Annotated in this window: 11 protein-coding genes; 6 read left to right on the forward strand and 5 right to left on the reverse strand. The window is 43.7% G+C overall.

Features of this window, described 5'->3' with window-relative positions; all coding sequences use genetic code 11:
* The first annotated feature begins 64 nt into the window (after positions 1 to 64).
* Complete coding sequence (fbp, locus tag MHO82_RS17705; RefSeq protein WP_239185910.1) at positions 65 to 1084, forward strand: class 1 fructose-bisphosphatase; 1020 nt, start codon at positions 65 to 67, stop codon at positions 1082 to 1084.
* Between the two features lie 212 nt (positions 1085 to 1296).
* A complete protein-coding gene (gene ppa / locus MHO82_RS17710) occupies positions 1297 to 1827 on the forward strand; it encodes an inorganic diphosphatase (RefSeq protein WP_239185912.1) in 531 nt (176 codons plus the stop codon).
* 59 nt (positions 1828 to 1886) lie between these two features.
* Here ppa and MHO82_RS17715 read toward each other — a convergent pair whose 3' ends face one another.
* The 4 genes from MHO82_RS17715 to MHO82_RS17730 form a co-directional block, all read right to left on the reverse strand.
* Positions 1887 to 3458, reverse strand: coding sequence for a PAS domain-containing methyl-accepting chemotaxis protein (locus tag MHO82_RS17715; RefSeq protein ID WP_239185913.1), 1572 nt, complete (start codon positions 3456 to 3458; stop codon positions 1887 to 1889).
* 332 nt (positions 3459 to 3790) lie between these two features.
* Complete coding sequence (locus tag MHO82_RS17720) at positions 3791 to 4141, reverse strand: gamma-glutamylcyclotransferase family protein (protein ID WP_239185915.1); 351 nt, start codon at positions 4139 to 4141, stop codon at positions 3791 to 3793.
* Positions 4142 to 4151: 10 nt separating this feature from the next.
* The gene (locus MHO82_RS17725; protein ID WP_239185917.1) at positions 4152 to 7907 is read right to left on the reverse strand and encodes a translocation/assembly module TamB domain-containing protein; all 3756 of its coding nucleotides are present in this window, start codon (positions 7905 to 7907) and stop codon (positions 4152 to 4154) included.
* Positions 7904 to 9625, reverse strand: coding sequence for an autotransporter assembly complex family protein (locus tag MHO82_RS17730; protein WP_239185919.1), 1722 nt, complete (start codon positions 9623 to 9625; stop codon positions 7904 to 7906). Before MHO82_RS17730 ends, MHO82_RS17725 begins: the two co-directional genes overlap by 4 nt.
* 184 nt (positions 9626 to 9809) lie before the next feature.
* Here MHO82_RS17730 and msrA point away from each other — a divergent pair, with 184 nt between their 5' ends.
* Positions 9810 to 10445 carry a peptide-methionine (S)-S-oxide reductase MsrA gene (gene msrA / locus MHO82_RS17735; protein ID WP_239185921.1) on the forward strand — a complete coding sequence of 212 codons (636 nt, stop codon included), beginning with the start codon at positions 9810 to 9812 and terminating at the stop codon, positions 10443 to 10445.
* Positions 10446 to 10530: 85 nt separating this feature from the next.
* Here the strand turns inward: msrA and MHO82_RS17740 are convergent, their stop codons facing one another.
* On the reverse strand, positions 10531 to 10740 hold the full coding sequence (locus MHO82_RS17740) for a DUF1107 domain-containing protein (protein ID WP_239185923.1): 210 nt from the start codon (positions 10738 to 10740) through the stop codon (positions 10531 to 10533).
* A gap of 303 nt (positions 10741 to 11043) precedes the next feature.
* Here MHO82_RS17740 and MHO82_RS17745 point away from each other — a divergent pair, with 303 nt between their 5' ends.
* The 3 genes from MHO82_RS17745 to MHO82_RS17755 all read left to right on the forward strand — a co-directional run bounded on the left by MHO82_RS17745 (position 11044) and on the right by MHO82_RS17755 (position 12857).
* Positions 11044 to 11595 carry a YtfJ family protein gene (locus tag MHO82_RS17745; protein ID WP_239185925.1) on the forward strand — a complete coding sequence of 184 codons (552 nt, stop codon included), beginning with the start codon at positions 11044 to 11046 and terminating at the stop codon, positions 11593 to 11595.
* A gap of 162 nt (positions 11596 to 11757) precedes the next feature.
* Positions 11758 to 12042 (forward strand): DUF2607 family protein, encoded by a 285-nt coding sequence (locus tag MHO82_RS17750; protein WP_239185927.1) that lies wholly within the window; start codon positions 11758 to 11760, stop codon positions 12040 to 12042.
* A gap of 47 nt (positions 12043 to 12089) precedes the next feature.
* Positions 12090 to 12857, forward strand: coding sequence for a DUF2796 domain-containing protein (locus MHO82_RS17755; protein ID WP_239185929.1), 768 nt, complete (start codon positions 12090 to 12092; stop codon positions 12855 to 12857).
* The last annotated feature ends 17 nt before the right edge of the window (positions 12858 to 12874 follow it).

The raw sequence follows: 12874 nt of genomic DNA on the forward strand, positions 1-12874 counted from the left end.
CTGAATAGCAGTATTGTACCTGACCTTTAATACCCGATCATACTAAGATAACTAAGGATAGGAAATGTCCGAGATTAGAACCCTAGGCGAATTCATCGTTGAGAAACAGCATGATTTCCCCCACGCCAGTGGTGATCTCTCTTCTCTACTTGGCTCAATCAAACTCGCCGCCAAAATTGTTAACCGTGAAATCAACAAAGCTGGTCTTGTTGATATTACTGGTACAGTTGGCTCTGAAAACGTGCAAGGTGAAGAACAACAAAAGTTAGACGTATACGCTAACGAAAAATTTAAAGCTGCCCTAGAAGCCCGTGATCAGGTATGTGGTGTAGCCAGCGAAGAAGAAGACGAAGCCGTCGCCTTTAATAAAGAACTCAACCGTAACGCAAAGTACGTCGTTTTGATGGATCCACTGGATGGTTCTTCGAACATTGACGTAAACGTTTCCGTTGGTACTATTTTCTCAATTTACCGTCGAGTTTCTCCTGTTGGCACCCCCGCCACGGAAGAAGACTTCTTGCAGCCTGGCAATAAACAAGTCGCTGCTGGTTATGTGATTTACGGTTCTTCGACCATGCTGGTTTATACCACAGGCAATGGTGTTCACGGTTTTACTTACGATCCTTCACTCGGCGTATTTTGTCTCTCTCATGAAAACATGAAAGTGCCAGAAGACGGTAAGATTTACTCCATTAATGAAGGGAACTACTTCCGCTTCCCAATGGGGGTAAAAAAATACATTAAGTACTGCCAAGAAAATGTACCCGCCGATAACCGCCCTTATACGTCACGTTACATTGGCTCATTGGTTGCTGATTTCCACCGCAATCTTCTAAAAGGCGGAATGTATTTATACCCAAGCACGCTAACTCACCCAAATGGTAAGCTTCGTTTATTGTATGAATGCAACCCAATGGCATTTATTGCAGAGCAAGCAGGTGGTAAAGCGTCTGACGGCAAAAATCGAATCATGGATTTAAAGCCTACAGAGCTGCATGAGCGTGTGCCATTCTTTGTGGGTTCAACCAACATGGTGAATAAACTTGAGCAATTTATGGTGGAATACCCAGACAACAACATGTAATTCCATTACGCTTTCGTCGTAGAGACAAACCTATCTATTCAGGGCAAGCTTACGGTTTGCCCTGCTTATCTTTTTAGATCGATCCCATCGACCATTTTTATTCTAACTTATAATAAGCAGAACTTATTTTTAGACTAGATACCACGGCAATATCTGATATTGTCTTGTGTGAATTATTTCGAGAATATCCCTAAAAACTACAAGGAGTTACAATGAGCTTAAACGACGTACCTGCAGGTAAAGACATTCCTGAAGATATCTATGTTGTGATTGAAATCCCAGCCAATGCGGATCCGATCAAATATGAAGTAGATAAAGACAGCGGTGCCGTGTTTGTTGACCGCTTTATGTCAGCGCCGATGTTTTACCCTTGTAACTACGGCTACGTAAACCACACTCTTTCACTCGATGGCGATCCTGTCGATGTATTAGTACCAACACCACACCCACTGCTGCCAGGATCAGTGATTCGTTGTCGCCCTGTTGGTGTCTTAAACATGACAGACGAATCTGGTGAAGATGCAAAAATCATTGCGGTACCACACAGTAAACTGTCTAAAGAGTATGAGCACATTCAAGACATCAATGACGTACCAGAGCTACTAAAAGCACAAATTACTCACTTCTTTGAGCGTTACAAAGACCTAGAAGAAGGCAAATGGGTGAAAGTGGATGGCTGGGCAGACGCGGCAGCAGCAAAAAAGGAAATCTTAACCTCTTTTGAACGCGCTCAATCAAAATAAGCATAAGTAAAAAACAGTCAATCGCCCCTGTCAATGCACAGCAACAGGGGCGATATGATTTAAGGCTTTTGGAATTGTGCCATTAAACGTTGCAACTCACTCAGCTTACTCACAAGTTCACCAGTTCGGCCCACAGACTCCTCACTTAATGACAAGTTAGACGACGACAACTGCTGAATCGTCACCACATTGGTATTAATTTCTTCCGTTACACTGGCCTGCTGACTGACCGCTGTCGCGATATGATGACTAGCGTTGGTCACTTCATCCAGTTTTTCATTCATCGCATTCAAAACTTGCTCTGTGTTCTGCGCATTTCCTCGGCACAACTCAGACAACTCTCCACCTTGCTCCATGGCCTTCACTGCATGCTGAGCCGTTTGCTGTAGATGTGAGATCATCGCATGAATTTCGCCAGTGGAGCTCTGAGTCTTAGAAGCCAATGAACGCACTTCATCGGCCACCACCGCAAACCCACGCCCAGCTTCCCCAGCCCGAGCAGCCTCAATCGCTGCGTTTAATGCGAGTAAGTTGGTTTGTTCAGCAATGGATCCGATCACATCTAAAATTTGTTCAATCTGCTGACTGCTTGAGGATAGCTCATGAATAATGGATTTAGCGTCCTCTAACGATTGATGCAGCTCACTCACCGAGCTCATGGTTGTAGATACACTGTTTTGCCCTTGGGCAGACAAATCGCTGGCCTCTTGAACTAACTGTGAGGTTGCATTGGCATTATCCGCTACATCACGAATCGAATGCGCCATTTCAGTCATGGCTGTAGCAACAGAGTCCGTTTCAATACTTTGACCTGCTAAGTTTTGCTGCATACTTTCTAAGTTCGATAATTCGCTCTTAGCATCGTCATGAATGTTCGAGGATGTTTCAGACGCTCGTGCCACTACAGCACGAAGTTCCGATTTTCTCTTTTGCAACGCCAGTTCAATCACAGAGTAATCATCATAGTGCCCTGTATAGACCAACTCCATTAATGGGTTGTCATAAGCCTGATGCGCTTCCTCCATCACCAACGTTAGCCGACGCTGATTCATGGCTTCATTAATTAAGCTAATGACCACCGCCAGTAACAGTATTATTGAAACGACACTGCTGGATCCTCCCAGCAACATGACGCCAGCACACAACGAGGTGATCGCCAGCATCAGGTAGCGACACCAACGATAGCTAAAGCGTGGCCACGATAATCGGGATGGTGCTTTTCCTTGTTGTAGTGCCCCGTATATTTGCTCTGCTCTTTGCACGACGACTTGGCTAGGCTTACTGCGAATAGACTGATACTCCGTTATTTTCCCCGCAGCATCAGTAATGGGCGTAACAAACGCAGAAACCCAATAAAACTGCCCATCTTTGCAGGCATTTTTGACAATCCCCATCCAGCTCCGCCCAGACTGAATTTTCCCCCACATCTGCTTAAAAGCAGCCTTAGGCATATCAGAATGGCGCACAATATTATGAGGCTGCTCAGTGAGCTCATCATGAGAGTAACCCGCAACATCACAAAATTCTGGGTTTGCGTATGTGAGTATGCTGTCGGGATCGGTAGTAGATATTAAGTTGGCATCGGCTGAAAAATGTTTTTCACCATTAGAGCCAGGACGAGCTAAGCCCATAGCAAGCGTTCCTTCATTTATTATTATTTATAGTAATTCTTATAAACAACACGAAAACACGGTTGTTTTATAATCAAAAGCCATACTAATAAATAATGTAATAATGATGAATAAATACTCTATTTACTTTTATTTCTATTGATATTAGTCAAGTTAAGAAGATGAAAACTCAAAGGCGAACACTCAAAAGTGATACCTAAATTGTCGTTTTATCGTGAAAAAATAGAAGAGATGGAAGCAACATCAAGATTAGGAACACCCCATAAAGGGAATGATGCATTGTAAATGCACGACTCTAAAAAGAGAAAAAACACCAATCAATCAGACTCACGCTATCGATTTTTCCAGTCATTACTGTCAATAACCGAGCGCAACTCAGAACTGTTCTGATACAGGTAAATCCAAGCAGAACCAAAAGGCGTTTGGGTTTTAATACGATCGTATAGCTTTGGGTATTCTTCTAACTGATCCAAATTTGCCATTGTAAGAATGTCCACACGATACACCTCACCCACAATGGCTGTTTTACCCAGTATTGCCGCAGGATAAGGGCCTAAATCAAACAAAGCAAACTGAGGCAGTGTTTGGCAAGAACCAAGATATTCACTGCTCTCTAACAAGCCGTGATTTGATTCCCCTTCACGTAATGTTCCATACACGAACACCAACTCAGTTTGCTTCATCGTTTACCCTTTATTCGATTTCAAATTGATACAACAGATCGACGGCGCTATCCACACCTGATACGGCTTCCACGTACAGATCTTTCATCAGACGATAGCGCAAAGTAAATTCGCCCAATGAGTTAAATATGCCCACACCGTATTTCACTTGTAATCCAGGTAAAATATAGCCACTGACGGTAACTTGAGAGTCTTCTCCTGATCCTGCGGTATCTAAAGCCAGATCCTGAACACCAAAAGCCTCCCCAATCTCGCCAACCACTTTACCGCTTTTGGCTAAACTTAGCCCAATCAAGGTAGTTGTAACGACATTACCGCCACCTGCCGATTCGCTATCAATATTTTGCCCACGTAGTAAATACGATAACGCATTCGCTTGTGGCATAGCCGGCTCTGAATAGATCTCAATACTTGGTTCATCGGCAGGGCCGTCAACTCGGACGCCAGCAACCACATCGTCTTGAGTGTTATCTGGGTTACGGATAGCTTGAATAGACACAAACGGTTGATCCGCTGGACCACTGAATAGGATTAACCCTTTTTTAATCAGTAAATCTTGACCAAAAGATCGATAAGTACCATCGGTGATGTTTATCTCACCTTTAATAAAAGGCCCTTTATTGTTTTGGGTCACCCCCAGTGAGCCAATCAACCCACCCTCTAAGCCAAATGCCGCCAGCTTAACGTCATCACCAATATCAATTTTAATGTCTGTTTTCACTTTCATTGGTACAGGTTTAGATTCTTCAACGGGTTGAAGATCTTTATTGAGGATCACCTCATCACTAGAAACACCAATGGCACTCTGAGGCAACTCTTTAACTTCAATACGTCCCCAAGGGATCTTAATACTCCCTGTCACCTTAGCTAAGTCTGGACTGGCTGAAATATGAAGATCAGGGTGTACTTTTAACGCAACCATCGGTGGTACATTCACTTTTAGCTCATCGCCTTTCACCGAAAGTACCGCTTTCCATTTTGCTAAGTCTGCCCAATTGCCTTGACCAGTCACATCCAGATCACCATCGGGTGTTTCTATTTTGGCATTAAGATCCGCTTCATAACCTGAAAATGCTAGCGTGACATTGCCGTTGTTAACATCAACGGGTGATAAATCTCCATGCAGGGCAAGCTGATCCACCGTTAATTGCCCTTGTAACTTTGGTTGAAGGACAGGACCACTCAGCACAATATCAGAATTGATCAACGCATCTAATGAACTGTATTCACTTAATGCTGGTTCCAGCATCGCTAATGTTAGCGCCTCAATTTGTAATCGGCCCTCAATGGTTTGCTCTGTTTCTCCTTCAATTGGGGCAATGGTTGCATTACCTTGAATGTCACCGTTTTCTGTCAGGCTCACCAACCATGTGGTCGCCACTTGATTGTCTTTGACATCAGCGGTTAACGTTATGTCATCCCAACCCAATGTCAGCTCTTCATCCAACTGCTGCTTTACGTAACCAGGCGTCACCGAAATATGCGCTTTCGCTTCTGGCTGCTGCTCTTTGGCCCATTTCGCCCAAACCGTGGCATTAACCGCCCCCTCTAAGGTGGTTTCTGGTGGCAAGAACCGCTGAATTTTATCAAAACCAAATTGAGACACTTTCAATGAGGCTTCACCAGATTCCCCTGCCTCAATATCGTCTGTGACACAAATGGAGCTTTCGTTTTGCAGCCAACAATGAGCGGCAACAGAAGCAATATTTTTAGGAATGTTGTAGCCCAATGCTGTGGCTTGATTTAACTGCCAAGTCCCCAAGTCCGTTTCAATGTCAGCATCGTTTAATGTGCCTTGCCAACCCTCTTTACGATCAAGTGAGCCTACTAACTGCATTTGAGTGGAAACAGGTTGAGTTTTCAGCTTCAAATCCAATTGATGTTGCTGCTCACTGCCTGCAAAAATAAGGTTTAATGAGTGTAAAATATGTTCCTGATAACGACCTTTCTTAGCCAAAATCGTTAAGTCACCTTGTGCTACAGGTAATGGGGTGACTTGCCCTTTTACACTTAATTTTTCTAACGTTGCTTCGTGCTGCCAATTGATATTATCAACGGTTAAATCAAGAGTAATATCTGGTGTTTCTAGTGCCCCAGCTAAGTGAACCTTCCCTTGTGCGTGGCCTTGCAAATCTGGCACGCTGAGCGATAAATCAGGCGCATTAAGCTGAACATCTAGATCCCATAGTTTGTCGAGCTGCCCTGCAATCACTGCTCCGTTCGGGCCATGCTTTAACACCAACTCAGGAATATTAAGCTGAACCGCACCACTGCCTTTTTTATCATTGGCTTTGACACTGCCAGAAAGATCCAATGGGTAATCACGAATCACACCATCAATATCTAACGTAGGTAGATCCACAACCCAACCACCTGCTTGAGTTAACTGGCCTGTTGTTGCCAGATCGCCACTGATGTTGCCTTCCGCTTGTGGCCACTGCAATCCAGGCTGAATATTGGCTAGATTTAACGTTGCATCCCAATTTAGCGGAGCTTTCCAGTTAACCCCAGCTTGGCCTTTCACCTGTCCACCTAAGGTATTTAGCATCAGTGTCGAGAGTTTTACGTGCTCTAGATCACCTGCCCCTTTTAAAGACAGATCCAAACTCGGGATCGGCTTTCCTTCAACCAAAGAGGCCAAAGTAAATTGGTAACCTTCTAAACTACCTTGGGTGGATAAGTCTAAGCGTTTTACTTGGTAATCTGGGTTATCAGTCAGAGGCCACTGAAGCTTGCTGTCAGATAACCTAATATCAAAAGGTAATGTGGGGTCTAACGCTTTCAGCTGTCCTTTTATGCTAGCCTGTAGTGTCCCCTGAAGCTTTGCTACGAGCTCCATATTTGCCACACTGCCAGCCACATTGAGCGCTAAAGTGTGATCTTTTAACTCCGTTTCTCGTACCAATACCTTAGCTTCCAAGGTAAGTGGGTAGTCACCTTTAAGAGCTACGTTGGTGTCTAAATCCAATTTGGCTTGTGGCATAACCAGATCTAGCTGCTTAACAGCCACGTCATGCTGATTCGCCGTAGCAGCAAACGAAAGTTGCTCAACCACCACTGGGGTTTCCCCAGCTAACTCAAAATCACTTAGATCAAATTGCTCTACGGTGATATCCAACGGGATCACAACTTCTGGCAGTACAATGGCTGTTTTCGGTTCATCGGAAGCTTCTTTGATCTGCTCTGCCGCTACTGAAGTATCTTCCTGCTTGGCCAGCTCAACTCGAATTTTCTGCCACACCGTCGGCTTAAGAAGCAACTTACTGCCCTGCACTTCTGCCGCCGTCGAAAAATGCTGCCAACTGACTTTGTTGCCTAAAATCGCCAATTCAATCTCATTGAGGGCCACGCGATCCACACTAATAGGCACAGGCAGTGTGATTTCTGTGACAGGCTCGGTGGCAACGTCTTCCGGTGGATTCGAGGACTCTGGCAGAGCAGGTAGGTTAAAGTTAAGACCATTTAATTCAAGATTTCGAACACAAACGGCTGGGGTAAGTAAGCACTTAGCATCTATGGTTAGCGTCGCTGAATTCAGTGCTAATGCCATTTGATCTTTTGATTGATAGCTGATGTCGGTAAGAGTAAAGCTGGAAAGTAACGAGCCCTTACTGCTCCCCACCTTCAACTCCGGTACCGCTTTTTCGGCCCCCCAGAGTGCCAACTTAATGCCAGCTGGTGTAAATAAAATCACACCAACCGACAGCACGATCATCACAATCAAAGTGGCAAACGTAATGCCGATACGAATTAACCACTTACTCATACTTCTGGCCCTAATGTGAAATGGATTTGGAAACGATCTTTTGGCTTTTCATCTAAGCCCCATGCAAAGTCCAGTCGGATCGGGCCAATGGGGGAAGCCCAACGTACACCCACTCCAGTACCCGTTTTCCACTCAGGAGTATCAGTCCATGCACTACCATAATCCACAAAGGTGGCCGCCCACCAATTCCCCACGACTCGGTATTGATACTCAAGGCTGGACGTCGCCATGTATTGACCACCAGTTAAGTTACCTTTCTCGTCTTTTGGAGAAATGGATTCATAACCATAACCACGTAGATTATTATCACCACCAGCGAAGAAACGCAGTGACGGTGGGATATTTTCAAGCTCTGACGTATACACACCGCCACCATCAAAACGAGCAATACCACGGTGGTTATTACCAGAGCTACGCACCCAAGCAGTTCGACCTTGTACCCGTAGTAAGCTGGCATCCGAACCCCAAGATTTATCCGACACTTCCACGGTAATAACTTGCTTGTCTCCCCACATTGGCATCGCGCCACCACGTACTCGGCTACGCGTGTAAGTCACACCCGGTAAGATCAATGTAGAAATATCTTCTTCAGTACCCTGGCGGTAATCTTCATAAAGCACACGAGTAAACGCCGTTCTGTGCCAACCGGATTCTAACTTCCAATGACGCTCTAGAGATAAATTGTATTCCTGACTTCGTGTATCTCGGTTGTCTAAGTTCTTCATTCCAAATTGAACTTGGTAGTACTCATTCAGCACATCTTCAAGGGGAATTTTATACCCCATGGCTAATGTTTGCTCTGGGTTCGACACCGATAAACTTGAATCGAAACTGTGACCTCGGCTGTTTAACCATGGTTTGTTCCACTTCACGGTGCCTCGTACACCAACATCGGTGGAATAACCTAAACCAGTTTCAATTTTATTACGGGCTTGTGGCGCTAAACTGACGTTGATAGGAAGGAGATTATCTTTAATATTCTCAATGTCCCCTTCAACTAAAACGGAAGAGAACCATTCGGTATTGGAAAGAGACTGATTCAACTCCCCAATTTGACTAGCAAGGTACGGATCATTCGGCTTATACGGCAATAACGACAATACGCGATCTTGATCGATCTGACTGCCAATGATCGTCGTTTCACCATAATGATATCGCTTGCCACTGTCATAATGTAACCGCACAAAAACTTGACGATTTTCAGGAGATACCTCCAATCGCTTTAATGTGAAATCACCATCAAAATAACCTTTTCTCAGCGCTAAGTTACGGACCCCAGACTTCAGCGCATCGTACTTACTGTGATTCAGTATGTTTCCTAAATGCAGCCCCGACTTTTCCACCAAAGCAATGAAATCTTGATCGTTTTTCGCTTCACCACTGATCACGATGTCGCTTTCTCGGATCAATACTGGCGGCCCAGGTGAAATATTTATAGTGACGTCATGGTCTTCATCTTCACTGACCACTATGAATTCAATTTTAGGTTCGTAGTACCCTAATGCTTTTAACGCTTGTTGAATGCTTGTTTCAACTCGGGATTTAAAGCGTAACGACAACGAATAATCTTCTTCTGGGATAGTAGATAAATAGACATCCACATTATCTTTTAAAGGACCATCAATGCCTTCAATCGATACTGAAATTTCAGCATGACTCAAAGAGGAAAAAGCGCCACATAACAGCGTAATTGTAGGTAATACTCGATTCTTTAACATTGCTATTATCAACTAGATAGAAGGTTTGAATTCATAGAGCCAACATAAAGTTACTCAATTTAGTGATTGTCTAGAAAGTGTCAACGGACTACAACAAGAAAAGCACGATGCTATGATTTTTAATACTTTTATCATTAAAATATTCAACTGGCTGAATGAACCACATACACTTCAAGGATGTAATATGAATACCACGAAACAACAATTGGTTAATGCCAATACTGCATTGCCCGATCGCCCTCATGCGATTACGCCCAATTTACCTCACGCTGTGAATAACACCGATCTCAACGCCGAGGCTCCTGCAGGGTTTGAAACCATACTCTTTGGAATGGGGTGCTTCTGGGGAGCGGAACGTTTGTTCTGGAAACTAGACGGTGTTTACAGCACATCCGTTGGCTACAGTGGTGGCTTTACCGTTAACCCAACTTATGACGATACTTGCACAGGACAAACTGGCCACACCGAAGTCGTAAAAGTCATTTACGATCCAAGCAAAATCTCATTTCAAACGTTACTCACACACTTTTGGCAGAACCACGATCCTGCTCAGGGGATGCGCCAAGGCAACGACATTGGAACGCAATATCGATCGGCGATTTACACCTACAGCGAACAACAACAAGAGAGCGCACTGCAAAGCAAGCAGGCTTATCAAAAAGCACTTGCCGCCGCGAATGATCAGAGAGAGATCAGTACAGAGATCAAAGCCGCCTCTGACTATTATTTTGCAGAAACCTACCATCAACAATATCTTGCTAAAAACCCTGCGGGCTATTGCGGTATCGGTGGCACAGGTGTGTGTTTCCCACCGGAATAACATCACAGACTGACAACAAGCCAAAACAACAAAGGGCCACATTACGCGGCCCTTTTCTTGTTACTTTAAGTCACACATGTCTTTATCACGCAGGGATGGCAGAGAGGTGTAAAATTTCTTTATTCACCTCACTCATCACAGAGAGCATGCGTTTATCATGTTTGCTCGGCGGCAAAAGTCGGCCTTTATCAAATTCGAATGCACCAATGCCTTCGATATAAATCCGGCCGCGAAACAACGTTTTAACAAATCTCGCCACTTGAACGGGACGGTAACGTTTAAAAATACGTAACATATAGCTATACCTCATTATTCCATATAAGGTTTTATAGTCCTTCTAATGTAAAAGCTATCACGCATGACTCTTACATCTCTTAGCCAACTGCCTTTGATTATCGCTTCAAATTAACAGTTATGAAACATTATACTCTTAAGGACAACTCGACAACAACCGAAAATATCATCTCCAGTAAAAATAACATGTCTAAGTATAGGAAAAGAACTGAGATAACACATTTTTCTTACAAGTTAAGCAGAGTGAGAAAAGTGCGCTATCATAATTGTCGGACTACAAACCTATAAAAAATGGAAAAATAATATGAATAAAAAGCCACTCATTGCTCTCCTTGCAAGTTTGCTACCATCTATTGCCTTCGCTCATAATATTCAGGTTGGCCAAGCCGTACCGAGTATTAATGTGAAAGATCACGGTGAACTCATCATTGAAGATTCAACCGTGGTTTACCAACCTTGGAACACTGCAAACATGGTAGGTAAAGTCCGTGTTATCCAGGCAATTGCTGGGCGTAGCTCATCAAAAAAAATGAATGCACCATTAATGACCGCCATTACGGCCTCAAAGTTCCCAGAAACTGACTATCAAACCACAACCATCATCAACCAAGATGATGCAATTTGGGGCACTGGGGGATTTGTAAAGTCGTCCGCAGAAGACAGTAAACAAGAGTTCCCTTGGTCTTCGATGGTATTGGATGAAAATGGTGTTGCAGCAAAAACATGGCAACTGAAAGAAGAAAGTTCAGCCATCATTGTGCAAGACAAAACAGGCAAAGTGTTATTCGCTAAAGAAGGTAGCCTAAATGAATCTGAGATTGAAACCGTTCTAGGCTTAATCAAAGCGGCTCTATAAACATGTAACGGGTAGCTTCGTCCTTCCTTTCACTAGAAGTTACTCGTCACCTTATCTTACACATTTCCTTCTTTTTTCTCTCACAAACAAGCGTAAATTTTCTTGCGTCCTGAATGTTATATTATTACATTAGCCACTTCGATTGTTGAATGTATGGTTCTGATGTTGTTTTCCGTAATACCGCATAAGTGGCTACATATAAGTTTAGTACTTCTTGTGCTGACGCTTAGCTATGTATCTGTATTACATGCCGTTGATTCAGATCCTCACCACCATCAGCAGCATCAATGTAATCTTTATCAAGTATCAAATAATGCTCTGATCCCATCAGAGCTCACACTGGATATTCCTATACCCAGCACATTTATTTTTGATACAGAGCCCTTCATCTCGGCTCCCTACCAACCAGTAACTCAGCATGCGAGAGCACCTCCGGCACTGACATAAAGTTGAAATGTTTTATCTTTATTTTATTGCTAACTTTTGGAGGAAGTATGTCTACCCCATTTCGCTTTACTAAACTGGCATTAATTGCCACAGGATTTACCGCATCAACCGCTTTACCAGTACAGGCAGAATCTAATTTCCGTCAACATGAAGCCCATGTTCATGGTGTCGTGGAAATGAACATTGCACAGGACGAACACGATCTGCTAATGGAAATTACAGCACCAGGCGCTGATGTGATTGGTTTTGAACATGCTCCGCAAAATGATGCGCAACATGCAACATTATCCAGAGCAGTGGCAACACTAAAACAAGCTAATAACATCTTTACGCTGCCTGCGTCAGCAAACTGCTCGGTCAAATACGTATCAGTAAAGCACAGCTATGATGAAGGGGAGCATGAAGGGCACCACCATGATCACGACGGGCATGATCATGATAAAGACCATCACGACCACGATAAACACGATCATGGCAAAGACCATCACGACCACGATGACCATGATCATGACAAAGGCCATCACGACCACGATAAGCACGATCATGGCAAAGGCCATCACGACCACGATAAGCACGATCATGACAAAGACCACGATCATGACCATCACGGACACGATCATGGTTCAGACAGCGGTCATGCTGAATTTTCTATCGAATACCACTACCACTGCGATGACATTAAACAGCTAAGCAGCATTCAAACACATTGGTTTGAGCTTTTCTCTAACACAGAAAAAGCACAAACGAATATTTTAACTGAGCATAGCCAAAAGTCAGAAATGCTGAATAAACAGCGTTCTAATATTAAACTCTAAAACCGGTAACGTGGTAG

Origin of the sequence: Vibrio sp. Of7-15, from assembly GCF_022347565.1 — a bacterium.
GTDB lineage: Bacteria > Pseudomonadota > Gammaproteobacteria > Enterobacterales > Vibrionaceae > NORP241.